This window comes from Kineococcus xinjiangensis, assembly GCF_002934625.1.
In the GTDB taxonomy this organism is placed as follows: Bacteria; Actinomycetota; Actinomycetes; order Actinomycetales; family Kineococcaceae; genus Kineococcus_A; species Kineococcus_A xinjiangensis.
Window position 1 is genome coordinate 39331 of the sequence record NZ_PTJD01000015.1, and the last position, 24762, is coordinate 64092.

Annotated in this window: 23 protein-coding genes; 10 read left to right on the forward strand and 13 right to left on the reverse strand. The window is 74.5% G+C overall.

From position 1 onward, the window contains the following. Window positions 1-64 precede the first annotated feature (64 nt). Window positions 65-1330 carry an ATP-binding protein gene (locus tag CLV92_RS17520; protein WP_158257311.1) on the forward strand — a complete coding sequence of 422 codons (1266 nt, stop codon included), beginning with the start codon at window positions 65-67 and terminating at the stop codon, window positions 1328-1330. A 57-nt stretch (window positions 1331-1387) separates the two neighbouring features. On the opposite strand, the gene CLV92_RS21115 is transcribed toward CLV92_RS17520, so the two are convergent. After that, window positions 1388-2389: a GGDEF domain-containing protein gene (locus tag CLV92_RS21115; protein ID WP_146099623.1), complete on the reverse strand. Its 1002-nt coding sequence runs from the start codon at window positions 2387-2389 to the stop codon at window positions 1388-1390. Window positions 2390-2606: 217 nt separating this feature from the next. Between CLV92_RS21115 and CLV92_RS17535 the strand changes: the two genes are divergently transcribed. Together CLV92_RS17535 and CLV92_RS17540 are read left to right on the forward strand one after the other, a co-directional pair. Further along, the gene (locus CLV92_RS17535) at window positions 2607-5228 is read left to right on the forward strand and encodes a bifunctional diguanylate cyclase/phosphodiesterase (protein WP_158257312.1); all 2622 of its coding nucleotides are present in this window, start codon (window positions 2607-2609) and stop codon (window positions 5226-5228) included. A gap of 63 nt (window positions 5229-5291) precedes the next feature. Next, window positions 5292-6368 (forward strand): spore photoproduct lyase family protein, encoded by a 1077-nt coding sequence (locus CLV92_RS17540; RefSeq protein ID WP_104434889.1) that lies wholly within the window; start codon window positions 5292-5294, stop codon window positions 6366-6368. Here the strand turns inward: CLV92_RS17540 and CLV92_RS17545 are convergent. Then, the gene (locus CLV92_RS17545; protein ID WP_104434891.1) at window positions 6356-6952 is read right to left on the reverse strand and encodes a helix-turn-helix domain-containing protein; all 597 of its coding nucleotides are present in this window, start codon (window positions 6950-6952) and stop codon (window positions 6356-6358) included. The two genes, CLV92_RS17540 and CLV92_RS17545, sit on opposite strands and share 13 nt — an antisense overlap. 69 nt (window positions 6953-7021) lie before the next feature. Here CLV92_RS17545 and CLV92_RS17550 point away from each other — a divergent pair, with 69 nt between their 5' ends. Together CLV92_RS17550 and CLV92_RS17555 are read left to right on the forward strand one after the other, a co-directional pair. Beyond that, entirely contained in the window at window positions 7022-7288 is a 267-nt protein-coding gene (locus CLV92_RS17550; protein ID WP_104434893.1) for a putative antibiotic biosynthesis monooxygenase, read from the forward strand. A 180-nt stretch (window positions 7289-7468) separates the two neighbouring features. Beyond that, complete coding sequence (locus tag CLV92_RS17555) at window positions 7469-8608, forward strand: RtcB family protein (RefSeq protein ID WP_211291251.1); 1140 nt, start codon at window positions 7469-7471, stop codon at window positions 8606-8608. Between the two features lie 58 nt (window positions 8609-8666). On the opposite strand, the gene CLV92_RS17560 is transcribed toward CLV92_RS17555, so the two are convergent. The 6 genes from CLV92_RS17560 to CLV92_RS17585 all read right to left on the reverse strand — a co-directional run bounded on the left by CLV92_RS17560 (window position 8667) and on the right by CLV92_RS17585 (window position 13306). Continuing rightward, window positions 8667-9548, reverse strand: coding sequence for an alpha/beta hydrolase family protein (locus tag CLV92_RS17560; RefSeq protein ID WP_146099624.1), 882 nt, complete (start codon window positions 9546-9548; stop codon window positions 8667-8669). A 257-nt stretch (window positions 9549-9805) separates the two neighbouring features. Next, the gene (locus CLV92_RS17565) at window positions 9806-10582 is read right to left on the reverse strand and encodes a class I SAM-dependent methyltransferase (protein ID WP_104434899.1); all 777 of its coding nucleotides are present in this window, start codon (window positions 10580-10582) and stop codon (window positions 9806-9808) included. 8 nt (window positions 10583-10590) lie between these two features. Further along, window positions 10591-11409, reverse strand: a complete 819-nt coding sequence (locus tag CLV92_RS17570; RefSeq protein ID WP_146099625.1) for an alpha/beta fold hydrolase — start codon at window positions 11407-11409, stop codon at window positions 10591-10593. Between the two features lie 22 nt (window positions 11410-11431). After that, window positions 11432-12175 carry an SDR family oxidoreductase gene (locus CLV92_RS17575; RefSeq protein WP_104434903.1) on the reverse strand — a complete coding sequence of 248 codons (744 nt, stop codon included), beginning with the start codon at window positions 12173-12175 and terminating at the stop codon, window positions 11432-11434. A gap of 68 nt (window positions 12176-12243) precedes the next feature. Next, the gene (locus CLV92_RS22070; RefSeq protein WP_211291239.1) at window positions 12244-12642 is read right to left on the reverse strand and encodes a DUF8129 domain-containing protein; all 399 of its coding nucleotides are present in this window, start codon (window positions 12640-12642) and stop codon (window positions 12244-12246) included. 367 nt (window positions 12643-13009) lie between these two features. Next, a complete protein-coding gene (locus tag CLV92_RS17585) occupies window positions 13010-13306 on the reverse strand; it encodes a hypothetical protein (RefSeq protein WP_104434905.1) in 297 nt (98 codons plus the stop codon). Window positions 13307-13504: 198 nt separating this feature from the next. Here CLV92_RS17585 and CLV92_RS17590 point away from each other — a divergent pair, with 198 nt between their 5' ends. Together CLV92_RS17590 and CLV92_RS17595 are read left to right on the forward strand one after the other, a co-directional pair. Then, the gene (locus tag CLV92_RS17590; protein ID WP_158257313.1) at window positions 13505-15160 is read left to right on the forward strand and encodes a histidine kinase N-terminal 7TM domain-containing diguanylate cyclase; all 1656 of its coding nucleotides are present in this window, start codon (window positions 13505-13507) and stop codon (window positions 15158-15160) included. 60 nt (window positions 15161-15220) lie between these two features. Then, window positions 15221-15634 (forward strand): helix-turn-helix domain-containing protein, encoded by a 414-nt coding sequence (locus CLV92_RS17595; protein WP_104434909.1) that lies wholly within the window; start codon window positions 15221-15223, stop codon window positions 15632-15634. 119 nt (window positions 15635-15753) lie between these two features. On the opposite strand, the gene CLV92_RS17600 is transcribed toward CLV92_RS17595, so the two are convergent. The 3 genes from CLV92_RS17600 to CLV92_RS17610 form a co-directional block, all read right to left on the reverse strand. Then, window positions 15754-17535 carry a PHA/PHB synthase family protein gene (locus CLV92_RS17600; RefSeq protein WP_211291240.1) on the reverse strand — a complete coding sequence of 594 codons (1782 nt, stop codon included), beginning with the start codon at window positions 17533-17535 and terminating at the stop codon, window positions 15754-15756. Continuing rightward, window positions 17532-18266, reverse strand: coding sequence for an acetoacetyl-CoA reductase (gene phbB / locus CLV92_RS17605; protein ID WP_104434911.1), 735 nt, complete (start codon window positions 18264-18266; stop codon window positions 17532-17534). The genes CLV92_RS17600 and phbB overlap by 4 nt, the downstream gene beginning before the upstream one ends. Before the next feature lie 180 nt (window positions 18267-18446). Next, window positions 18447-19634: an acetyl-CoA C-acetyltransferase gene (locus tag CLV92_RS17610; protein ID WP_104434913.1), complete on the reverse strand. Its 1188-nt coding sequence runs from the start codon at window positions 19632-19634 to the stop codon at window positions 18447-18449. A 353-nt stretch (window positions 19635-19987) separates the two neighbouring features. Here CLV92_RS17610 and CLV92_RS17615 point away from each other — a divergent pair, with 353 nt between their 5' ends. After that, window positions 19988-20893, forward strand: coding sequence for a ribokinase (locus CLV92_RS17615; RefSeq protein ID WP_104434915.1), 906 nt, complete (start codon window positions 19988-19990; stop codon window positions 20891-20893). On the opposite strand, the gene CLV92_RS17620 is transcribed toward CLV92_RS17615, so the two are convergent. Beyond that, on the reverse strand, window positions 20880-22091 hold the full coding sequence (locus CLV92_RS17620) for a hypothetical protein (RefSeq protein ID WP_211291241.1): 1212 nt from the start codon (window positions 22089-22091) through the stop codon (window positions 20880-20882). The genes CLV92_RS17615 and CLV92_RS17620 overlap by 14 nt on opposite strands. A gap of 285 nt (window positions 22092-22376) precedes the next feature. On the opposite strand from CLV92_RS17620, the gene CLV92_RS17625 reads away from it, so the two are divergent. Beyond that, window positions 22377-23135 carry a MerR family transcriptional regulator gene (locus CLV92_RS17625; RefSeq protein ID WP_104434917.1) on the forward strand — a complete coding sequence of 253 codons (759 nt, stop codon included), beginning with the start codon at window positions 22377-22379 and terminating at the stop codon, window positions 23133-23135. 102 nt (window positions 23136-23237) lie between these two features. On the opposite strand, the gene CLV92_RS22075 is transcribed toward CLV92_RS17625, so the two are convergent. Beyond that, window positions 23238-23540 carry a YdeI/OmpD-associated family protein gene (locus CLV92_RS22075; protein WP_211291242.1) on the reverse strand — a complete coding sequence of 101 codons (303 nt, stop codon included), beginning with the start codon at window positions 23538-23540 and terminating at the stop codon, window positions 23238-23240. A gap of 322 nt (window positions 23541-23862) precedes the next feature. On the opposite strand from CLV92_RS22075, the gene CLV92_RS17635 reads away from it, so the two are divergent. Beyond that, window positions 23863-24678: an Lsr2 family DNA-binding protein gene (locus CLV92_RS17635; RefSeq protein WP_146099626.1), complete on the forward strand. Its 816-nt coding sequence runs from the start codon at window positions 23863-23865 to the stop codon at window positions 24676-24678. Window positions 24679-24762 lie beyond the last annotated feature (84 nt).

The window sequence follows — 24762 nt, forward strand, 5'->3', positions numbered from 1 at the left end:
CGCGGTCAGATCGCCGGCGGGGGGCGGTGCGATGCCCGGTGAAGCTCCCGCGCCCGGAGGACAGGTGCTGGTGCACCGGGCCCTCGCGCTGGCCCCCGAGCCGGCCAGCGCCGCCCGCGCGCGCCGCGCCGTCGCGGAGGCGCTGACCGAGGCGGGGATCGACGACGACCTGGTGGAGTCCGCCACCCTGCTCGTGAGCGAGCTCATCACCAACGCCGTGATCCACGCCCGCTCCGACATCGGCTTGACGATCACCGTGCGGAGCGGGGCGGTGCTGGTGGAGGTCTCCGACCGCAGCCCGCACCTGCCCACGCGCCGCGACTACGACGCCACGGCCACCACCGGGCGGGGGCTGGACCTGCTGGAGCTGGTGGCCGACGACTGCGGTGCGCTCCTGCAGGACAGCGGCAAGGTCGTGTGGTTCGCCCTCGGCGGACGCCGGGAGGAGTTCCACCCGGCGCCCGGGCCGGCACCTGCCCCCTCGGAGGCCGCCCCCGAGGGGATGGCCATCCGGCTGCACCGGTTGCCGGTCGCCCTCTACTGCGCGTGGCAGCAGCACGCGGAGGCGGTGCTGCGCGAGCGGCTGCTGAGCTGCTTCCGGGAGGACGGCTCCCCGGACGCGGGACAGCTGGACGAGGTGGGGGTGGCGAGCGAGGCGATGTCGCTGCTCGCCGACGGCACGCTGGAGGTCTTCGCCCAGCGCGACTCCGGGGTGGTCTCCCTCGACGTCGGCGTGTCCGTGCCCTCCGGGGCGGTTGCCGGCTTCGCCGTGCTGCGCTCCGTGCTCGACGAGGCGGTGCGGCTGGCGGCGCAGGGCCGGATGCTGGCACCGCCCACTCCGCCGGAGATCCTCCGGCTGCGGAACTGGTGCTGCGACGAGGTGCTGCGACAGGCTGCGGGCCTGCGCCCGGTGCCGTGGTCGAGGGTCGTGGAGGCCGATCAGGGCAGCGCGGAGTGGTCGACGCCGGAGTGGGACGCCAGCGCGGTCCGCTTCGCCCGTGCCGCGGTGCTCGCCGCCGACGACGCCAACCGCATCATCGCGGTGAGCCCGACGGCGGCCGAGCTGCTGGGGTGGCAGGCGGAGGAGCTCACGGGCGAGCGCCTCATCGCGGTCATCCCGCCGCAGCTGCGGGAGGCGCACATCGCCGGTTTCATGCGGTACCAGACGACGGGCCGCTCGCGGATCATCGGCACTCCGGTGCCCGTGGCCGCCCTGCGCCGCGACGGCAGCACCGTGGCCGTGGAGCTGCTGCTGGAGGCCCGTCCCGCGGGGAACGGCCGGACGGTGTTCGTCGCGGAACTCCGCGAGCCGGCGGAGCCGACCGGCTGAGGCGACCGCGGGACCCACCACGACGGGCCCGCATCGACGGCGGGCCCCCGGAGCGGCTCAGCGGGAGCGGCGGCTGGCCTTGTCGGCGTACATGAGGCGGTCCGCCAGGCGCAGGACGTCACCGGCCGTGGAGGGCAGCGCTGCGGTGACCGTGCCGACGCTGATCCCCAGCGGCGGGCAGCCGGCCGGCGCGCCGAGGTCGGCGGGCCCGGTCCTGCGCAGGCGGTCGGCGACGTCGAAGACCATGTCGTCGGGGAGGTCCTCGCAGACGACGACGAACTCGTCGCCGCCGAGGCGGGCCACGGTGTCGGTGGGGCGGACGAGGGAGCGCAGCCGGCGGCTCACGGCCACGAGCACCTCGTCCCCCGCGTCGTGGCCGAAGGCGTCGTTGACGGCCTTGAACCCGTCGAGGTCGCAGAAGAACACGGTCGGCGGCCGGCCGCTGCGCTGGGCCCGGTTGAGCGCCTGCTCCAGGCGGTCCACGAGCAGGCGGCGGTTGACGAGCCCGGTGAGGGCGTCGTGGGTGGCGTAGTGGTCGACCTCGGCGAGGACCCCGACGAGCTCGACGTGCTGGCGCCGCAGCTCCAGCAGCGCCTCGGCCTGCGCGGCGATGTCGCGCAGGGCGGCGAACTGCCCGGCCTCGAGGGTGCGGGCGACCGGGTCCACGACGCAGAGGGTTCCGACGGCGTAGCCGTCGGTGTCGCGCAGCGGGAGGCTGGCGTACATCCGCACGTCGGCGACGACCCCGGTGACGAACGGGCCGTCGGCGAAGCGGGGGTCGAGGGAGGCGTCGGCGACGTGCACGGGCACACCGGCGGCGACGACGTGGGCGCACATCGAGTCGTCGCGGGGGAACTGGCCGCAGGCCATGCCCGTGGCGGCGGCCTGCCACTGCCGGTCCGTGTCGATGAGGTTGACGACCCCGACGGGGGCGCCGGTGACGTAGGTGGCGAGCCGGGTCAGGCCCTCGAGGTCGGGGGCCGGTGGCCGGTCCAGGATCCCGAGGCGCTGCAGTGCGGCGACGCGCGCAGCGTCGTCCGGCGGGACGGGTGCTCGCACAGCGTTCCCCCAGGGGCCGGACGGACGGTCTGACCGTTGCCCATCGGCATCGGGAGGGCCCGGCCTGAGGGAACGTGGCGGGGGTCACCCCCCTGGCGGTGCGGGGTCCGTGCGCGCGCACCCCGGGCCGGATCCGCTTACTGTGGTAGCCCGGCGTGATCGCCTGACTACCCGGTCGGGCCGGCCCGGACCACGGGCTCGGGGACGGAGGGACTGCGTGGCCACTCCCGCGGCAGGCCCGAGGGCCCGCACCGCCGCCTGGGCCGCCGCGTTCGTCCTCGCGGCGCTGGTGGGCAGGGCCACGCGCCTGGAGATGCCGCCCTTCGCGTTCGTGTGGCCGGCGGCCGGGGTGGGGATCCTGTGGCTGCTCCTCGCCCCACGCAGCCGCCGCTACCGCGTCGAGCTGCCGGTGCTGGCCGTGGCCGCCTTCCTGGTGAACCTCGTCACCGGTGCCCCGCCCGCCCTGGCGCTGGCGTTCATGCTGGCCAACTCGGTCAACGCGGTGGTGGGGGCAGCCGTCCTCCAGCGGCTGAGCCCGCGCAGCCCGTACGCGCTGCGCGACACCCGCGGGCTCGTCGTCCTCGGCGTGGCCGCCCTCGCCGGGGCGGCCGCCAGCGCGCCGGTGAGCGTGGCGGTGACGCTCCTCGACGACGCCTCACGCACTGCATCGATGGCGGTGCTGTGGGTCCTGCGCTACGGGACGAGCAGCGGCGTCGTGATGGGCCTGGTCCTCGCGTGGCGGGCCCGGCTGGAGGAGCGGCGCCGGGGGGAGCAGGTGCCCGGGCCCCGCCTGCGGGAGGCGGCCGGGGTCCTGGCCGTCTCCCTCGCCGTGCACGCCGCCGTGTTCAGCCAGCGCCCGGAGTACGCCTTCGCCTTCCTCGTCCTGCCGGCGATCGTGCTGGTCGGCTGGCGCCTCGGCCCCGCCTGGACCGCCGCGCACGGCGCGCTGACCGCGGCGTTCGCCGTGGCCGCGACCATGGTCGGGCGGGGCCCGTTCGCCGGTCTCGAGTCGCTGCCGCTGCGCACGGCCGTGGTGCAGGCGTTCATCGGCGTGACCGGCCTCGTCGGGCTGGCGCTGAGCATCGAGGTGCGCCAGCGGCACGCGGCCCTGCGCGACTCCCAGCGCCGCGGCGACGCGCTGGAGCGGACCCTGCAGAGCGCCGTCGTGGGCAACGCCCTGCTCCACCTGGACCCGGGGCGCCGCGGCCGCGTCCACTACGCCAACCCGGCGCTGCGCAGGTGGTGGGGCGACGAGGAGGGCCGCGTGCTGCAGGGGTGGTCCTGGCTGGACGTCCTCGACCCGGCGGACCGCGCGGCGTTCGAGCGGGTCCTCGACGACCTCGCGGAGGGCCGCGCCACCGCGTGGGACGGCGAACTGCGCCACCGCACCCTCGACGGCGAGGAGCGGTTCTGCCGGGCGGCCGCCGCGCGGCTGGACCTGCCCGCCACCGAGGGCGGGCGCGCGGAGGAGCCGCTGGCCAACCTCCAGCTCGTCGACATCACCGAGCGGAAGGCCCTCGAGGCGCGCCTCGTCCACCAGGCGCTGCACGACCAGCTCACCGGCCTGCCCAACCGGCTCCTGCTCGCCGAGCGGCTGGAGCAGGGTCTGGCCTCGCTGCCGCGCACCGGCCGCACGCTCGCCCTGATCTTCTTCGACCTCGACCACTTCAAGCGGATCAACGACTCCCTCGGCCACGCCGCGGGCGACGAGGTGCTGAGCACCGTCGCCGTCCGGCTCACGGCCGGGGTCCGGCCGAACGACACGGTGGCCCGCATCGGCGGTGACGAGTTCGTCGTGTGCTGCCCCGACATCGACGTCGCCGAGCACGTCTCGGTCGTGGCGGCCCGGCTGCTCGCCGCCGTGCGCAGGCCGGTGACCGTGGCGGGCCGAGAGGTGGAGGTCGGCATCAGCGCCGGCATCACCCTGGCCCGCCCCGGCGCGACGGCCGCCGACCTCCTGCGGGAGTCGGACACGGCCATGTACGAGGCGAAGTCGGCGGGGCGGGGGCGGTTCGAGTTCTTCACCGAGTCCCTGTTCGACCGGGCCAGGCGGGGCCTGGAGCTGGAGGGGGAGCTGCGCCGCGCCGTCGCCGCCGGACAGTTCGTGCTGCACTACCAGCCGATCGTGGACCTCGCCTCGGGGCGGGTGCTGGCGGCGGAGGCCCTCGTGCGCTGGGAGCACCCCTCCCGCGGGCTGCTGCTCCCGGGCGAGTGGCTGGAGGTGGCGGAGAACTGCGGTCTGATGCCGCAGCTCGGCGCGCTGCTGCTGCGGGACGCGGTGCGGCAGTGGCCCCAGCTGGCCGCGGTGCACGGCCCGGAGGTGTCGGTGCACGTGAACGTGAGCGCCTCGCAGCTGCGCGACGACGGCATCCTCGACACGATCACCGAGGCGCTGCGCGAGAGCGGCACCCCGGCGGAGCACGTCGTGCTGGAGCTGACGGAGACGCAGCTGCTGACGGTGCGGGAGTCCCTGGTGGCCAACCTGGACAGCATCCGGGACCTCGGGGTGCGCCTGGCCGTCGACGACTTCGGCACCGGGTACTCCTCCCTGACCCAGCTGACCTCCCTGCCGATCGACGAGGTGAAGATCGACCGCCGGTTCGTGGCGGCGATGGGGACGGAGCCGCGCAGCCGGGCGGTGGTGCACGCCGTGATCGCGATGGCGCGGGAGATGGGGCTGCCCGTGGTGGCCGAGGGCGTGGAGACGCAGGAGACGGCGGAACTGCTGGCGCGGGCGGGCTGCCCGGCGGCGCAGGGGTTCCTGTGGGGCCGGCCCGGCCAGGTGATCGACCTGCGCTCCGCCCCCGTGCCGGAGGGCGCTTCCCGCGCCTCTCGATAGGCGCTCGGTAGGCGCCCGGCGGGACGGCACGCAGGTGTCGGACCCGGCTGGTACCAAGGAGCCGTGCCAGCTCCCGCGACCGGCAGGCCCCTCCTCGACGTGCGCCGCCTGTGGGCGGAGCCCGCCGCCCTCGCCAGCCCCCGTGGGCAGCAGGTGCGCGGGCGGTTCCCCGGCGCGGAGGTCGTGGAGGTGGAGTCGCACTGGGGCATCCCCGGCCTGCACGGCAACGCCGGCAACGTCGAGCGCTGGGTCCGGGTGAAGACGGAGGACCTCGTGCTGGGGGTGAAGAAGTCCCTGGCCGCGCGCCCCAACGGCCGCTCCGCGGACTTCATCGCCCCCTCCACCGCCAACGGCTGCGCGATGGCGTGCGCCTACTGCTACGTGCCGCGGCGGAAGGGCTACGCCAACCCCGTCACCGTGTTCACCAACATCGACGACATCACCGGCTACCTCGCCCGCCACATCCGCAGGCAGGGCCCGAAGCCGGAACCGAACCAGTGCGACCCCTCGGCGTGGGTGTACGACCTCGGCGAGAACAGCGACTGCTCCGTCGACGCCCTCGTCAGCGACAACGTCGCCGACCTGGTCGCCCTGTTCCGGGAGGAGCCGGGCGCGAAGGCGTCGTTCGCCACGAAGTACGTCAACCGCGGCCTGCTCGACCTCGACCCCCGCGGCCGCACCCGCATCCGGTTCTCGGTGATGCCCCCGGCGGACGCGAAGCAGCTCGACCTGCGCACCACGCCCGTGCCGCAGCGCATCGCGGCCGTGGACGACTTCGTCGCGGCGGGCTACGAGGTGCACCTGAACCTCTCCCCCGTCGTCCTGCGCGGCGGCTGGCTGCACGACTGGGCGGAACTGCTCACCCACATCGACGACGTCCTCTCCCCGGCCGCGAAGGCCCAGGCCGCCGCCGAGGTGATCCTGCTGACCCACAACGAGGACCTGCACGAGGTGAACCTCGGCTGGCACCCCCGCGCGGAGCGGGTGCTGTGGCGCCCGGACCTGCAGGAGCGCAAACGCTCGGAGAACGGCGCGGTGAACGTGCGCTACGACCGCGCGAACAAGGGCCGCGCCGTGCAGGCGGTGCGCGACCTCGTGGCCCGGCACGCGCCGTGGCTGCCCATCCGCTACGCGTTCTGACGCACCGTGCGCACGTTCATCCGCTCGCCGGGGCGCGCGAAGATGCTGAGGACCTCCGCGGGCTCGTTCCCGGCGGAGCCGAACCAGTGCGGCACCCGGGCGTCGAAGTCGGCGACGTCGCCGGGGGCGAGCACCCAGTCCTCGTCCCCGACGAGGAGCCGCATGCGGCCGGAGAGGACGTAGATCCACCCGCGGCCGTCGTGCGCCCGCGGGTGCGGGCGGGCCTCCCCCGCCGGGAGGACGATCTTCCACGCCTGCATGGCGGCGCGCTGCCGGGTCAGCGGGACGACCATCCGCCCCTTGAGGTGACCGGGCCTCAGCCGCAAGCGCGGGTCTCCGACGTCGGGCGCGCCCACGAGGTCGTCCAGCGGGACCTGGTACGCCTGCGACAGCGCGAGGAGCAGTTCCAGCGTCGGCCGGCGCTGCCCCGTCTCGAGCCGCGACAGGGTGCTCTTGGAGATGCCGGTGGCCTCCGCGAGCTCCACGAGGGTGGTGCCGCGTTCGGCGCGGAGCCGCTTGAGCCGGGCCCCGACCTGCTGGAGCACGGCGGTGACGGCCGTCGACGTGTCGTCCACGGCGCTCATCCCAGCGGCGATTCCCGGAAACGGCAACGTTCGTCGACGTGCGGTCCGCGCCGTTGCAGCCTGGCCGGCATGAGCATCCGAACTCCCGCCGGGACCACCCGGACCATCCCCGCCGGCCCGCCGAGCAGGCACCAGCTGGCCCTGATGATCTGGCTCGCCGTCTTCCCCACCCTCACCGTCCTCAACCTGGTCCTCGGGAACTGGCTCAGCACCCTGGGGCCGCTCCCGCGCACCTTCGTGCTCACCACCGTCGCGGTGCCGATCGTCGTCTACGGGCTCATGCCGCCGCTGCACCGGCTTCGCGCCCGCCTGCTGCACCCCGCCGCGGACACCTGAGCCACCAGGGAAAACGCCTCGCCACCGGCCGGCCCGCCCCGTAACGTCGAGGGCCGCCCGCCGCTCGCGCGGGCGGCCCTCCCCGCGCCGCAGGACCGCTGCCGCGCGCCCGCACGAGACCAGGAGTCCCCCGTGAACGAGTTCCCCGTCCCGCTGAGCGGCGCGCAGGCGGAGACCCTCATGTGGGCGCACGAGCACGAGGTGGAGCACGCGGCGCTGAACCAGCTCCGCGGCATCAGCCGGCTGCCGTGGGTGCGCGGCGTGCGCGTCATGCCGGACGTGCACCTGGGAAAGGGCGCCACCGTCGGCTCGGTCATCGCCATGCGCGACGCCCTCAGCCCGTCCGCCGTCGGCGTGGACATCGGCTGCGGGGTGGCCGCGGTGCGCACCAGCCTGACGGTGGAGGACCTCCCCGACGACCTCGCCCCGCTGCGCTCGGCGATCGAGGCGGCGGTTCCCGTGGGCTTCAGCGCGCACGAGCGCGACGTGGACCTGCGCCCGCTGCGCCTGGCGCAGCGGGGAACCGGCCTGTGGCGCCGCTTCGGCGACCTGCACCCCGGCGTGCAGGACCGCGAGACCCGGGCCCACCACCAGCTCGGCACCCTCGGCGGCGGCAACCACTTCATCGAGGTGTGCGCGTCGACGTCGGGGCAGGTGTGGCTGACCCTGCACAGCGGGTCCCGCAACATCGGCAAGGAGATCGCGGAGCGGCACATCGCCGCGGCGAAGGTGCTGCGCCACAACGTCGGCCTGCCCGACCGCGACTTGGCGGTGTTCCTCGCCGGGACCCCGGAGATGGACGCCTACCGCCGTGACCTGGACTGGGCGCAGGACTACGCCGCCCTCTCCCGGGAGGTGATGCTCGCGCTGCTGGAGGGGGTGCTGCGGCGGGCGTTCCCGGCGGTGGTGTTCTCCGAGCGCATCTCCATCCACCACAACTACGTGACGGAGGAGGTCGTGGACGGCGAGCGGCTGCTCGTCACCCGCAAGGGTGCGATCCGGGCGGGTGCCGGCACGCTGGGCCTGATCCCCGGTTCCATGGGGGTGGGCAGCTACGTGGTGCGCGGCAAGGGCGACCCCCGCTCCTACTGGAGCGCCTCGCACGGGGCCGGGCGGCGGATGAGCCGCGGTGAGGCGAAGCGCCGGTTCACCACCGCCGACCTCGCGGAGCAGACCCGCGGGGTGGAGAGCCGCAAGGACGCTGGGGTCCTCGACGAGGCACCGGGCGCCTACAAGGACCTGGCGGCGGTCATCGCCGCGCAGGAGGACCTCGTGGAGGTGGTCGAGCACCTGCGGCCCCTCGTCTGCGTCAAGGGGTGAGTTCAGGTGCGAGCGGTCCCGGCCCGGCGTTCCGTCCGGGCCGGGACCGCTGCCCGGGTCAGTGCGGGCAGGTGGCGCGGTACTCCAGGACGATGCTGTCCGGCGCCGGCGGCGGGCAGAGGAACTGGTCGTAGCGGGTGTCGTCGTCGACGAACCGCTTGAGCCAGGCGATGCTCTGCCTCGCGACCGTGGTGTTGGTCGAGTTCACGCTGGTCGGTGCGCTGTGGCTCGCCCCGCGCAGTTCGAGGTAGGCCTTCTCCGGGGTCGCGGTGAGGCTGCCGTAGAACGGCTCGGCGTGCTGGGAGACGGGAGCGACGCTGTCCCGCTCCGCTCCGACGATGAACGTCGGGGTGGTGACCTCGGGCCACGTCTTGTCCGTGTTCCACGGGGTGAGCGGGATGACGGCCTGCAGGGAGGGGTCGTCCTTCGCGGCCTCCAGCGCGCCGCCGCCGCCCATGGAGTGGCCCATCACGGCGAGCCGCGTGGGGTCGATGCGCCCGCGCACGCTGCTGGACTGCGTGAGGTACCGCAGGGCCGCGCGCAACTGGTCGCCGCGGGAGGAGGGCTGGTCGTAGCGGCTGTTCGTGTCGATGGTGATGACGACGAACCCCTGCGAGGCCAGCCGGGGACCGAGCCACGCGACGCTGGACTGCGTCGCCGTGAACCCCGGGGAGATGGCCACCGCGCCGAAGGTTCCCGCCGAGGTGGTCGTGGGGTAGTAGATGGTCCCCCCGCCGAACCCGCTGACGCGGTAGCGCGAGACCGAGGTCTGGGCGATGGCGAAGGGCCCCTGCACGGCCTCGACGGAAGCGCGCGTCGGAGCCGGGCCGCGCTCGTAGGGGCTGGCCGCCATCGCCGGAGCGGGCGCGACGAACAGGGGCAGCGCGGCCAGCACGGAGGCGGCCAGGGGCAGGCGGAAGGCACGGGACGTCGAGGGCATCGACAGGTCTCTTCTCCTCGGGCGGCGACGGGAAGTTCGCCGGCGGGCGCGGGTGAGCGGCTGCACCGGGGTTCGCCGAGCGACCGGTTCCGGGTGCAGCCGGCACCTCTGAACCTACGTTTGCTCTACCACCCGGTCAACCCCCCACCACCGGCGTTTCCGGTCGCGCAGCGTCCCGGTCCTGGTCGCTCGCGGTGACAGCATGCGCATCGCGCCGGCCCGATCCCAGGTGCCGTCCGGGGCCGGCCGCTCCCGCCTCACCCGGCAGCCGGCTCCCGCACCAGCCAGGCGCTGAGGTAGCGGGTCGTCCCCGTCTGCAGGCCGACGAAGTTCTGCGTCCCCTCGACGCCGGCGAAGGGCCGGATCGCGGAGCGGAACGGCCGCGGGATCCAGGCGTCGATGAGGCCGAGCTTGCGGGCGTTGTCGGCGCGCATCGCCCGCAGCACCTCCTCGGAGACGTCGAGCTCCCGGCGCAGCGCGAGACCCGACTCCGCCAGTTCCCGGCGCAGCGCCGCGACGCGCCCGGCGGGACGCAGGTCCGCCCAGTAGAGGCTCCCGCCGGGACGAAGCACGCGGCGGACCTCGGAGAGGAAGGCGGGCACGGAGCTGTAGCAGTGGGAGGACTCGACGTTCACCACGGCGTCGAAGCTGCCGTCGGGGAACGGCAGGGCCAGCGCGTCACCGTGGACGAAGGACAGCCCCGGACCGGCGCGGTGCCGGGCGCACAACGCGACGGCCCGCGCCGAGAAGTCGAGCCCGACGACAGAGCGGGGCCCCCGGTAGCGGCTGAGGTAGGAGGCGCCACCGCCGCGCCCGGAGCCGACCTCGAGGACGTCGCAGCCGCTCACGTCCCCTGCGACCACGTGCTCGTAGAGCTGGATGCAGAGACGGTCCGGCTCGTCGCGCGGTTCCAGCCGCAGGGGCGACGGCTCGGGCGGGGCGTACCCGTAGTTCATGAAGGTCCACTCGGGCTGGCGCACCCGGGCCGCCAGCAGTTCGTAGCAGGCCCGCCACGCCAGTCGCCGTGCGTCCATGGCCGAGGCTATCGCCGGGCGCTGCCCGCCCGCTCGGGACCGAGGAACCCGCCGATGGCCGCCGCCGCCTCCGCCGCGGCCTCCAGCAGCAGCAGGTGCCCGGCCCCGCGGACGACGTGCACCCGCGCCTGCGGGAGCAGCGCCCCCAGCAGCGTTGCGTTGCAGACGGGGACGAGGGGGTCCTCCCCGCCGGTGAGGACGAGCGCAGGGGCCCTGAGCCGGGACAGCCACGGCAGGCTGGACCACAGGAGGGCCGCCTGGAGCTGGCCGGCGTAGGAGGCCGGGTGCACGGGCTGGGCGTAGCGGCGGGCGTACCGCTCCAGGTCGGCGGGGCGCCGCGCGAGCCGGCCCCCGAAGAGGTGCGGTGCGGCGGAGCGCATCCAGTTCGGGTCCGCCATCTGCGGCAGCGTGAGCAGTGCGTACGCGAGGGCGCTGCCGGGCACGGAGCCCACCCCGACACCGGTCGCCACGAGCACGAGGCGCCGCACCGCCCCGGGGACGTCCCGGGCCAGCTGCTGGGCGACCATGCCCCCGAAGGAGAAGCCGAGCACGTCGGCGCGGGCGACCCCGAGCCGGGCGAGGACCCCGGCGGCGATCCTCGCCTGGTCGTGGATCGACAGCGGGGCGTTCGCCGGCGGGCTGGCACCGCAGCCCGGGGCGTCGTAGGCGATGGTGGCGATCCCCGGCGGCAGCTGCTCCCGCAGGGGCTCCCACATCGCGCGGCCACCGCCGACGCCGTTGAGCAGCAGCAGGGGCGATTCGCCCTCGGTCACGTCCACGGCCACCCGGTGGTGGCCGATCTCGAGCAGTTCCCGGCGTGCGTGCACGGCCACCGTTCCCGGGCGGCCGCTAGAGGGCCGCGCCTCCGTTGATGTCCAGGAGCTGGCCCGTCACGAACGCCGCGTCGTCGCTGCAGAGGAACGCGACGCCTCCGGCGATGTCCTCCGGCTGCCCGGCGCGGCCCAGCAGGTTGTCGGTCATCAGCCGGTCGCGCGCCTCCTGCGGCATGGCGGCGGTCATCGGCGTCTCGATGAAACCGGGCCGGATGCCGTTGACCGTCGTGCCGAACCGGGCGAGCTCCACCGCGGCGCTGCGCACGAGGCCGACGACCCCGGCCTTGGCGGCGATGTAGTTCATCTGCCCGAGGTTGCCCGTCTTGGCCACGATCGAGGAGATGAGGACGACGCGGCCGGGCCCCTCGGTGCGCAGCCACGGGGCGGCGGCACGCAGGCAGTCGAAGACGCCGGTGAGGTTCACGGCGAGGACCTGGTCCCAGTCGTCGTCGGAGAGCTTGTGGAACATGCGGTCCCGGGTGATCCCGGCGTTGCCGATGAGGGTGTCGAGACCGCCGAGGGCGTCCGCGGCGTGCGACAGCGCCTCCGTGACCTGCGCCCGGTCGGTGACGTCGCAGCGCAGCCCCACGACGGTGGATCCCGTCGACTGCGCGATCGATGCGGCGGTCTCGCGGGCCGCCTCCTCGTTGACGTCCAGCAGGGCGACGCTCAGGCCGTCGCGCGCCAGGCGCTCTGCGACGGCCGCACCGAGGCCCCTGGCCCCACCCGTGACGACTGCTCTGGAAACGCTGTAGTTCACCCTCGCTCCGTTCTCCGCGATCGGTCGTGCTGTGCGCCGGTCCCGGTCTCGTCCACCGGAGCGCTGTCCTAGGAAGTGCTGTCCTCGACGGCGTCGGTGTCGTCCTCGGCGTCGGCGCGCCCCTCCAGGAGGGCGATGCGCTTCTCGAGCATCGACACGACCCCCGGGCGGGCGGCGTGCGCCTGCTCGTAGGCGAGGAGCGCCTGCAGCCGGGGCAACTGGTAGTGCCGCAGCCTGGCGCGGATGCTGGGGAGGCTGTACTCGTCCCAGTGCGCCACCGGCGCTTCCTCGGGCTCGGGCTCGACCTCCGCCACGGGCTCCGGCTCCGGCTCCGGCTCCGGCTCGGGCTCCGGCTCGGGCTCCGGCTCGACCTCCGCCACGGGCTCCGGCTCCGCCAGGGCCACGAGTTCCCGGGCGGCCTCCGGCTCCGACGCAGTGCCGGACTGCACCGGGAGGACCGGCTGCACGTCGGTGACGGAGGGAGCCGTGACCCCCGCATGTCCTGCCTGCGGCCGCGGCCCCTCAGGAGCGGCCCCGGCCGGCTGCGCCGGACGCGTCGCGCCCAGGACGGAGGCGCCGGCGCGAATGGAGGCCGCGGACCAGCGCAGGCAGAGGACTGTGGCCGCCGTGGTGGCTCGCACGCAGGAGAGCTGCCAGGCGGACATCGCGGCCACGGCGGCCGCAGGGGAGGTCGCGTCCCAGCCGGTTGTGGAGCGACGGGCTGTGGACCTGCTGGACGGGGTCATGTGTGGTGCCGTTTCCTCGCGGGGGCCGCCACAGCGCGCAGGCGCTGCGGCGGCCCTACCAGTGCGGACTCCGAGACGGGGTGGGGGCTCAGAGGCCCGTGCTGTCCTCGCCGCCGGCAGCCTCGGCCGCGCGGTTGGCGAGGTCCTCGGTGAGGCTGGTGGTGCGCTCGACGATGCCGCGGGTCAGGGTGCGCTGCACGTCGAGCACCTTCGCGGCGAAGTCGAAGTACTGGTCGATGGCCTGGGCCGGGTCGACCTGCACGGGGTTCGTGCCGATGCTGCCGGCGGCGTCCTGCACGGTGCGCGTCCAGGTGCTGAACGCGTCGAGGACGGCCTGCTGGCTCTGCTGCATGGCCTGGAAGTACTGCTCCTGCAGAGTGGGCATCTCGATCTCCTCGGTCGGAAGTGGGTGCGGGGTCGGCGGGTGCTGCGCTTGAAATAGTACGCAGCACTGTGCGTGGTACGTCAAGCGGAGCGCGATCCCATCTCCTGCCCTCGCCCCGGGCGGGGCTTCAGCCGGGGCCCTCCCGCACCGATGATCCAGCGGAGGAGCGGACCCGCAGGGACGGAGGCAGCGGCGCAGATGGGCATCGCCGTGGTCTTCACGATCTCCGCACTGGTGTGCGCGGGGACGGCCGTCGTCGCCTGGCGGCGCAGGCACAACACCCCGGCGGCCGCCGCCCTCGCCGCGGCGCTGCTGGGGACCGCCCTCTGGTCGGGTGCGGACGCGTTCCTCCACCTCGGGGTGGACCCGCTCGTGCAGCGCATCGCCGGCCGGTTCGGCTTCGCGGGCATCTACCTCACGACGACGGCGCTGTGGTGCCTCAGCCGCGCCGTGGCGGATCCCCACTGGCGGCTGCGACGCCGGGTCGCGCTCCGGCTGGCCGCGGCGCCGACGCTGCTGCTTGCAGCGCTGCTCACGAACCCCTGGCACCACCTGATGTTCTCCAGCGTGACCTTCTCCGGGTCCGACTCGGTCATGCAGCTGACCCTCGGTCCCCTGTTCTGGGTCCACAGCGCCTACTGCTACGCCCTGTTCGGGTGGGCCGTGCAGCGCCTGGTCACCACCCGGCGGCGGGCACAGGGGGTCTTCCGCCACCAGGTGACGCACCTGCTCCTCGGCGCCTGCATCCCGCTGCTCGGCAACGTCACGGCCGTCGTCCTGCCGCAAGGCGGAGGACCGGTCGACTACACCCCGGTCCTCTTCACCCTCACCGGGCTCGTCAACGCCCGCGCGCTCCTCCGCCACGGCTTGCTGAAGCTGGTGCCGGTGGCCCGCGAGGAGGTCGTCAACAGCATCCAGGACGCCGTGCTGGTCATCGACTCCGGCGGCACCGTCATCGACCACAACCCCGCCGCTCGCGCGCTGCTGTCCCGGCACCGGCCCGACGTCGTCGGGGAGGTCGTCGGGCGCCCGGCTGCGGAGGTGGTCTCCCCCGCCCTGGTGGAGCCGCTGGAGGACGGCGCGCTCCACCGCCAGGTGGAGGTCCTGCCCGGCCTGCACCTCGACTCCCGCATCAGCGTGCTGCACGACCGCCACGGCCGGCCGCTCGGGCGGGTCGTGGTCGCCCGTGACATCAGCGAGCTCGTCGAGCAGCGCAGGGCCGTCCAGGAGGCCAACGCGCGCCTCGTCGAGCAGCTCGCCCTGACGGAGGCGCTGCAGGCGCGCCTGGCCGAGGAGGCCGCCCGGGACGCGCTCACCGGCCTGCACAACCGCCGCCACCTCATGGAGGCCCTCGAGGAGGCCCTGGCACGTGCGGGGGGCGAGGAGCCCGTCAGCGTCGTCCTGATCGACGTCGACCACTTCAAGTCCGTGAACGACACCCACGGCCACCGGGGTGGCGACGCGGTCCTGCGGGCGGTGGCCACCGCCCTCCAGCGGGGCTGCCGGCCCCGCGACACCGTCGCCCGCTACGGCGGGGAGGAGTTCGTCATCCTGCTCCCCGGCACCGACGACGCCGAGGCGGTGCGCCGCGCCGAGGAGCTGCGGCTGCGCTGCGCCGCCCTCGCGGTGCCCGTCACCGCGCTGCCGGGCCAGTCCCTGCCGGGACCGCGCTCCCCCGAGGACGGGAGGCGGCGCCGCGACGAGCCGGGCGCGGTCATCACGGTGACGTTCTCGGCGGGGGTCGCCACCTCCCCGCAGCACGCCGCGGACGCCGACGCCCTGATCGCCGTCGCCGACCACGCGCTGTACGCAGCCAAGGCCGCGGGCCGCAACCGGGTGGTCGCCGCGGCCTGAGCGCGCGACCGCCCCCGGGCCCGCACCCCCAACCGCGGGGCGCGGTTATCGTTGGCTGTCATGGACGTGAACGGCGCCTGGAAGGCGCAGGGCGCCGCCCTCGGCTCGTTCATCCGCGCCCAGCGGCAGCTCGCCGACCTCTCCCTGCGGGAGCTGTCGACGATGACGAAGGTGTCCAACGCCTACCTCAGCCAGGTCGAGCGGGGGTTGCACCAGCCCTCCGTCCGCGTGCTGGGGTCGATCGCCCAGGCCCTCGGCGTCCCCACCGACCAGCTCCTCGCGGCCGCCGGGTTCGGCGGCCAGGGCGCGCCGGAGCAGGCGGGCGAGCGGGACGAGCAGCCGGCCGAGCCCGGCCGGGCGCAGGCTCCCGTCCCCGGCACCGAGGACGCGATCCTCGCCGATCCGGCGCTCACACCCGAGCAGCGTCAGGCCCTGCTCGGCGTCTACCGCAGCTTCCTCGCGCAGAGCCCCTGACGACCGGCCTCGGCCGCCCCGCCTGACCGTTCGGCGGCGCCCCCGAGCGGAACGGGGCGCCCGGGAGGACCCGGACGCCCCGTTCCCACGACGGGCGGGTGGAAGCACCCGCCCGTCCCTCAGCGCTCGTGCACGTAGGTCCCCGGGGCCGGCTCCAGCGCCGGGTAGCGCTCGCTGCCCATGGGCGGCGGCTCCCGCAGCTCTCCCGACCGCTCGGAGATCCACGGGGTCCAGTCCTCCCACCAGCTGCGGGGGGACTCCACCGCCTGCGACCGCCACACGTCAGGGTCGCGGGGCAGCTCCGCGCCGTCGAGGACCCAGTGCCGGGACTTGGGGTTCGGCGGGTTCACGACCCCGGCGATGTGGCCGGAGTTCGTCAGCACGAACCGCACGTCGCCCTTGGGCAGCAGGGCGCCCTTGTAGACGGACTTCCACGGCGCGATGTGGTCCTGCTCCGCGGCGACGAAGTACAGGTCCTCCGTCACCGCCCCCAGGTCCAGCTCCTTCCCGTCCAGCTCCATCACGCCCCGGGCGAGCTGGTTCTCCAGGTAGCAGGAGCGCAGGTAGAAGGAGTGCATGCCCGCCGGCATCCGGGTGGAGTCGGCGTTCCAGGCCAGGAGGTCGAAGGCCTTCGGCTCCTCCCCCATCAGCCAGTTGTTGACCACGTAGTTCCAGATGAGGTCGTTGCTGCGCAGCAGGTCGAAGGTGGCGCGCATGTCGGCACCGGGGAGGAAGCCGCTCTTCTCCATCCGGCGCTCCAGGCGCTCCACGGTCGCCTCGTCCGTGAAGACGCCCAGGACGCCCGGCTCCGAGAAGTCGATGAGCGTGTTCAGCAGCGTCCCCGTCCGCACGCGGCGGTCGCCCACGGTGGCCAGGTACGCCAGGGTCGCCATGGTCAGCGTGCCGCCCAGGCACAGCCCGATGACGTTGACCGCCTCGGCGCCCGTGATGTCCTGGATGACGTCGATCGCCTGCCGCGGTCCCGAGACGAGGTAGTCGTCCATGCGGATGCCGCGCATCGACTCGTCCGGGTTGCGGTAGCTGATCACGAAGACCGTCAGCCCCTGCTGCACCGCCCACTCCACGAGGCTGCGCCCGGGGGCGAGGTCCATCATGTAGAACTTGTTGATCCACGGCGGGCTGAACAGCAGCGGGATCTCCCGGACCTGCTCCGTCTGCGGCGAGTACTGGATGAGCTCCATCAGCTCGTTGCGGAAGACCACCTCGCCGGGTGTGGCGGCCAGGTCGCGGCCCACCTCGAACTGCCCCGGCACGGTCTGGCGCGGCTGCCCGCCGTTCGTCGCCAGGTCGTCCAGGAAGTTGCGCGCGCCCTTGGCCAGGCTCTGCCCGCCCGTCTCGAACGCCTTGCGCAACGCGGCCGGGTTGCCCAGCAGGGTGTTGGTCGGCGCCGAGGCGTCGAGGAGCTGGCGGAGGAGGAACTCCGTCTTCGCCCGCTGCGAGCCCTCCAGCTCGGTCGACTCCAGCAGCTCCTGCGAGAGCCGCTCCAGCAGCAGGTGCTGCTGCCGCAGCGCCCAGTACCAGGGGTTCTGCTCCCAGGCTGGGTCGGCGAACCGCTTGTCCCGCGGGACCTCGCTCACCGGCCCCTCGGCGTCCTGCCCGCCGGCGCGCAGGACCCCGGCGGAGACCGCCTCGGTGACGTCCGCGGCGTAGCGCAGGAAGGCCGCGCTCGTGCGGGTCGGGGAGGACGCCAGGCGCTTGGTGAACTCCGCCACGGCCGGGCCGAAGGAGGCGGGGTCGAGCTGCCCGACGTAGTCGCTGCCGGGGAAGCCCTCCGTCGCCGCGTCGAGGGCCTCCTCCAGCTTCTCGCGCCACTCGTCGTAGGGGGAGCGCCGGGACTGCGCCCCGGCGTCGGGACCCTTGCTCGTGCTGTCGGCGCTCACATGTACTGCCCACCGTTGACCGAGTAGACCTGGCCGGTGATGAACGCCGAGCTCGGGTCGGCGAGGAACTCCACGACGCGGGCGACCTCGTCGGGCTCGCCGAGCCGGCCAGCCGGGATCTTGGCGACGACCTTGTCGAGGGCCTCCTTCGGCACCGCCGCGACCATGTCGGTGGCGATGTAGCCGGGGGCCACGCAGTTGACGGTGATGCCCTTGCGCGCGGTCTCCTGCGCGAGGCTCATCGTCAGGCCGAACAGCCCGGCCTTGGCCGCGGCGTAGTTGGCCTGACCGATGTTGCCGGCCTCGCCGATGATGGAGCTGATGCTGATGATGCGGCCGCTGCCGCGCTCCAGCATGTGCTCGAGCACCGCGCGGGAGAGGTAGAAGGCGCCCGAGAGGTTCACCTGGATCACGCGGTCCCAGTCCTCGACCGGCATCTTGCGGACCGTCTTGTCCGCGGTGATCCCGGCGTTGTTCACGAGGATGTCCAGGCGGCCGTGCTCGTTGAGGACCTCGGAGACGACGCGCTCGCAGTCGCTGCTGGAGCCGATGTTGCCCTGGTGCGCGGAGCAGCCGGGGTGATCCTCGAGGAAGCGCTTGGCGGCCTCGGTGTCGCGGGAGTACCCCGCTGCGACCGTGACCCCGCGCGCCGCGAGGCGCGCGCTGATCGCCGCGCCGATGCCGCGCACGCCGCCCGTGACCAGCGCGACCTGTCCCGTCATGTCACCCATGTCTGCCACTCCTTCCGCCCCGGGCACGACCGCCCCGGGCGCTCTCGTCGTTGTCCCCTGATGGGGCTGCGTGGAGTGCAGCCCCGCATCGAAACCGCGGTGTTCTCGGGTGGTGCTCGTGAGTGGTGCTACGAGGTGGGCCGGCACCCGCGGGGCGGGTGCCGGCCGGGGCTCGTGACGTCAGGCGGAGGGCACGCGCAGCAGGAGCGCGTCGCCCTGGCCGCCGCCGCCGCACAGGCCGGCGGCGCCGAGGCCGCCGCCGCGGCTGCGCAGCTCGTTCACCAGGTGCAGGGTGATGCGCGCCCCGCTCATGCCGATCGGGTGGCCCATGGAGATCGCGCCGCCGTTGACGTTGACGATCTCGTCGGAGACGCCGAGGTCGCGGATCGACTGGATCGCGACCGAGGCGAACGCCTCGTTGATCTCGAACAGGTCCACGTCGCCGGTCCCGAGGCCCGCCTTCTGCAGGGCCTGCTTGATCGCGTTGGACGGCTGCGACTGCAGCGACGGGTCGGGACCCGCCACCGCGCCGTAGGAGACGATCTCGGCGAGCACCGGCAGGCCCAGCTCCGCGGCCTTCTCCTCGCTCATGACCACCACGGCGCAGGCGCCGTCGGAGATCTGCGAGGACGACGCCGCGGTGATGGTGCCGTCGGCGGCGAAGGCCGGCCGCAGCTTCGCGAGCATCTCGGCGGTGGTGTCGGCGCGCACGCCCTCGTCGTCGGTCACGAGGATCGGGTCGCCCTTGCGCTGGCGCACCGGGACGGGGACGATCTCGTCGGAGAAGGCCCCGTTCTTCATGCCGGCGGTCGCCCGCTCGTGGGAGCGCGCGGCGTACTCGTCCTGCTCCTGGCGGGAGATGCCGAGGGCGCGGTTGTACTCCTCGGTGGACTCCCCCATCCCGCGCTGCTCGATCGTGCAGAACAGCCCGTCGTGCAGGGTGGAGTCGAGCACCGTCTGGTTGCCGTAGCGGTACCCGGAGCGGGCGCCGGGCAGCAGGTACGGGGCGTTGGTCATGGACTCCATGCCGCCGGCGACGACGACGTCCGCCTCACCGAGCCGGACGAGCTGGTCGGCGTGGGCGATGGCGTTCATGCCCGAGAGGCAGACCTTGTTGACGGTCTCGGCCGGCACGCGCATCGGGATGCCGGCGTTGAGCGCCGCCTTCCGGGAGGTGATCTGCCCGGCTCCGGCCTGGAGGACGTGGCCCATCACGACGTAGTCGACCTGCTCGCCCGTCAGCCCCGCCTTCTCCAGCGCGCCGGCGATGGCGAAGCCCCCGAGGTCGGTGGCGGAGAAGCTCTGCAGCGCACCCAGCATCTTGCCGATGGGGGTGCGGGCGCCGCTGACGAGGACGGACTTCGGCATGGATCCTCCAGTTCCGTAGCGGACGCGCCCCGAGCTCCTGGCTCGGTCGCCGGGGGACCCGGGGCCGTCATTGGCCTAGCAGGGAAGGTGGCGGTGCGGGTTGGCTGTCGCACCCACTGAGAAGCAGCCGCATGTTCGCGCCTCTGCGTACACATGCACAAGCCTTGCGTGACCTCGTTCACACGTCGCCCCCGCGCTTCACGCACGGGACACTCCGCGTTCCTCCGCAGATTACCCGCGGAACCGCCGCTGCGCGCGGTCGTCGCTCCCCGCTCCGGGCAGGCGCTGGGGGCTTCCACCCCGCAGCAGCGGCGGCGGGCGGTCCCTCGCGGCGGCGGCCGGCCCGAGGGGGCATGATCGGCAGCGTGCAGCGGTCGGTGGTGGTCCTGGGGTCGGTGAACCTCGACGTCGTGGCCGAGGTGGACCACCTGCCGCGCCCCGGCGAGACGCTGACGGCGACCGCCGTCCGCACCCAGGCCGGGGGCAAGGGCGCGAACCAGGCGGTGGCCGCGCTGCGCTGCGGCGCGCAGGTGCGCTTCGTGGCCCGCACCGGGGACGACCCCGCCGGCGCGGTGCTGCGGGAGGCGCTCGGCCGGGCGGGACTGGACCTGGCGCACGTGCGCACCGTCGCGGGCGTCCCCAGCGGCACCGCCTACATCACCACGGCCGGGGGCGAGAACGTCATCGTGCTGGACCGCGGGGCGAACCACGCGTGGCCCGGCGCGGACGGCGCGGGACCGGACCTCGACGTGGTGCGCAGGGCGGCGGTCCTCGTCCTCCAGCACGAGGTGCCCGCGGCGGTCGTGGCCGCGGCGGCGCGGGCGGCGACGGGGCGGGTGGTGCTCAACGCCGCCCCCTCCGCCCCGGTCGCCGACGAGGTCCTCGCCCTGTGCGACCCGCTCGTCGTCAACGAGCACGAGCTGCGCGACCTGACCGGGGAGGAGGACCCGCGGCGGGGTCTCGCCGACCTGGCCGCCCGGGGAACGCGGTCGGTGGTGGTGACCCTCGGCGCGGCGGGGGCGCTCTGGTGGGACGGGGCGACCGGCTCCTGCCCCGCCCCCCGCGTGGAGGCGGTCGACAGCACGGGTGCCGGCGACGCCCTCGTGGGGGCGCTCGCCGCCCGGCTGGCGGCGGGCGCCCCGCTGGCCGAGGCGGTGCCCTGGGCGGTCGCCGCGGCGTCGCTGTCGGTGGGGCGGGTGGGGACCCACGACTCCTACCCCACCGCCGCCGACGTCGAGGAGGCGGTCAGCAGCGCCTGATCGTGGAGCCGCTGAGGGTGACGTTGCGGATCACGAGGTTGTCCGCGCAGGGGTTCTCCACGATGCGGCTGCCCACCAGCGTGAAGTTCTGCAGGGTGATGTCGCGGTTGCCGGGGAGCTCCGAGCGCTCAGCCAGCCGCACCTCGCCGCCCCGGCTGATGGTTCCGCCGCGCGTGGCGATGTCCACGCCGTGGCAGTTCTCGATCAGCACGGCGTTGTTGCCGGTGTCCGCGATGTCCACCCGCTCGACGACGGCACCGCCGCTCTCGGAGACGCAGAAGATCCCCCTGCCGCCGCCGCGGGCCCGCACTGTGCCGACGCGGATGTTGGTCGGGTACCCCGTGCCGATCCGGCCGTTGCGGTTGGCCATCCGGAAGGCGGCGTAGCCGGTGCCCGTGCCGGTGTTCTCCGCGTCGACCGTGCCGATGCTCGCGTTGACGGTCTGGTTCAGCAGCAGCCCCGACTGGCCGACGTTCCGCGCGGTCACCGTGCCGATGGTCAGGCCGTCGACGCCGAAGGTCTCCACGGCGTGGGAGCTGGCGCCGGAGACGTAGACGTCGCCGATGCGGACGTTGCGGGAAGGCCGGCTCCGGTCGCCGTAGTTGTCGATGCGGACGCCCAGCCCGGACCCGAGCCGCATGGTGATCCGGCCGAGGGTGAGGTTGTCGACGCTGCGGGCGAAGATCCCGTACAGGGGGGTGCCGGTGACCGTGAGGTTCTGGATCTCGACGTGGGTGGTGCCGCGGGAGTAGACGGGCGCGTAGTCGCCGCTCGCCGTGCCGCGCGCCTCGATCGTTCCGCAGACGTCGAGCACGGTGTAGCTGGGCAGGCTGATGCGCTGGCCGGCGGGGATCCCGCCCGAGCCGCGCACGACGACGCGCTGCTTCACCGTCCGCCCCGGCGTGAGGCTGTTGACGGCGGCCTGCACCGCGGAGCGCAGGTCCGTGCCGGTGTAGAGGGTGCGGCCGCCGTTGCGCGCGGTCCACGTGTTCACGGTCCGGACGGCCTCGGCGTGGTAGGTCCCGTCCCCGCACGCGGCGGCCGCGGGCGGGGCGGCGGCGACGAGCCCGGCAGAGGCCAGCGCGAAGGCGGCGGCACCGGTGAGGGCCCGGCGCCAGGGCGTGCCGGGCGCGCGACGTCCGGGAGCGGAATCCGGGCCGGGAGCACGACGGAGGGCAGGACGAAGCGGACGGGGCACGCGAGCTCCTCAGGTCACCGTTGACGGGAAGCGGCCCCTGCAACGTTTCACGGGCCCCGGCCGACGCTAGGAGGGCGCACGGGGGTCGTCAAGTCCGGTGCCGCGCGTCCCAGACGCCGGTTCCGGAGCCCGGCTGCGCATGCCGCACGCTGGAACCCGGGGCGGGACGGCGGGTGCGACGGTCCCCGCGGACCGCGCTGTTGACCTTGCCGCTGCGTCAAGGTCCAGCCTCGGGGGTGGACCGGAGCGGTTCCGGTCGACGGACGCGCGGGAAGGACGGCGGGCGTGGCCTTGTCGATCACGGAGGTGGCGCGGCTGACGGGAGTCACCTCGCGCACGCTGCGGCACTACGACGCGATCGGCCTGCTGGCCCCGGCCCGGGTCGGGGCCAACGGCTACCGCTACTACGAGGAGGCGCAGTTGCTGCGGCTGCAGCAGATCCTGCTGCTGCGCGAGCTCGGCATGGGCCTGGAGGCGATCGGCGAGATCCTCACCGGCCAGCGCGACCGCCTGGAGGCCCTGCGCGGGCACCGGGAGTGGCTGCAGGCCGAGCAGCAGCGCCTGGCGCGCCTCGCCGACACCGTCGCGCGCACCATCACGCACCTGCAGGAGGGAACACCCATGAGCGCACCCGAGATGTTCGACGGCTTCGCCGAGCGGCAGGCCGAGGCCGAGGAGTCCCTGGCCGCCCGCTACGGCGAGGGCGTGCGCGAGCACTTCGCCACCGCCCGGCAGCGGACGGCGGACTGGACGCGGCAGGACCACCTCGCCGCGCAGCAGGAGATGGAGCGGCTGGACTCGCGCGTCCTCGAACTGCTGCGCTCCGGGGCGGAGCCCGGGGCACCGGAGGTCCTCGACGTCATCGACGGGCACCACCGGGCGGTGGCGCAGCACTGGACCCCGGACCGGGCGAGCTACACCGGCCTGGGGCAGCTCTACGTCGACGACCCGCAGTTCCGCGCCCGCTACGACGCCCTGGACCCGGCCCTGGCCGAGTTCTACCGCGACGCCATCGGCGCCTACGCGCAGCAGCGCCTGAGCTGAGCGCCTCGCGGCCGGGACCACCGGTGTGCGGGGCCGCGGCCCCGTACACCGGCCCGGGGATGCGCGGGACCTCCGTAGGGGGCTGGCGGGCCGAGGGGGGCGTCACTCCTCCCGGGCCGCCAGTCGCTCGACGGCCGAGGCCAGCGCACTGGCGCGCGCCTGCGGCGTCCTCGCCTTCAGCAGGGGCAGCATCACGGCGTACCGCTCGGACCGGCCGAGCGCCCCGAACGCGGCAACGGTACGGGCGTCGCCGGCCAGTGCGGCGGCGAGGTCCGGGGGCACCTCAGCGGTGCGCTGCGGTTCGTAGGCCGCCTGCCAGCGACCGTCCGCCCGAGCTGCCTCGACCTCGACGAGGCCGGCGGCATGCATGCGTCCCGCCGCCACCAGCGCCTCGCCCTTCGCCACGTTGACCTGTGACCAGGAACTGCAGGGGCGGCGGCGCGAATATCTCTGCAGGTAGGAGGAGTCGTCGCAGGCACGCCGCTACCCGTCGATCCAGCCGAAGCACAGGGCCACGTCGAGCGCGTCCAGCGCCGAGACGGACACCAGGCCGGAACCTCGCTTCGCGATCCGCAGCCACGCCTCGGTCCGGTTCCAGGGGCGGGGAAACCAGCGGCGGGTCGCGGTTCCGACGGGAAGGGGGTGATCGCTGCGGCTAGCATTCGACGATCTGCGGTGACGTGCCCACCGAGCGGTCACCCCCTCCCCACCAGGGTTGGAGAACGAGATGCCCGACCATTCCGTCGCCCTCACCCTCACCCGTGAACTGCCCGTCGGCACCGGGGACCTCGAGGTTCCGGTCCGCCGCAACGGCCGCCGCTACGGCACCCTCACGGTCAGCTCCGAGGGCCTGTCGTGGAACCCCTCCACCTCACGGCCCCCCGTCGCCGTCGGCTGGGACGCCCTGCAGGACGCCTTCGCCGCGGCCGCCGCGGCGAAGGGGACGGGTGCGGACGCCTCCGCCGCGGCGCCGACCGCGGCGAGGTCCACCGCCGCGAAGTCCACCGCGAAGGCCGCCGGCACGAGGGCCCGGGCCGGGAAGGCCACCCGCGACGCCCACACCGCCAGCGTGAACGCGGCCGTCGACGAGGCGACCGCAGCCTCCCCCGGCGGCGACGTCGCCCCCGAGGTGCCGCCCGTCGAGCTCGTGCCCGCTGCCGAGGCCTCCACCCGGACGGCGGCTGCGCGACGGAAGCCCACCGCGCGCAACGCCGCCCTCAGGACCGCCGCGGAGTCCGGCGCCGGCACCGCGCCGCGCGAGGCCGCGACCGACGAGGCCGCCCCCGCCGTCGTCCCGGAGGCCGGCGGTTTCGAAGTGCCCACTCCCGCCGAGACGCCCCTGGCCACGAAGCGCGCCCCCCGCAGACCCGCCGGGAGGAACGCCGCACGCACGACCGGGCAGCCCGCCGCGGCGGCCCAGGACGCCCCGCCCAACGCCCGCGAGGTGCGGCGCTGGGCGGAGGGCATCGGCTTCGCCGTCCCCGCTCGCGGGCCCCTCAGCGCCTTCGTCCTCGCCGAGTACCGCGCCGCCCACCGCTCCTGAACAGGGCGGTCGCGGCGGAGGGGCCCCACCCGGCACCGGGTGGGGCCCCTCCGCGTCCGGGTGCCCGTGCGATCCTCGGGGCAC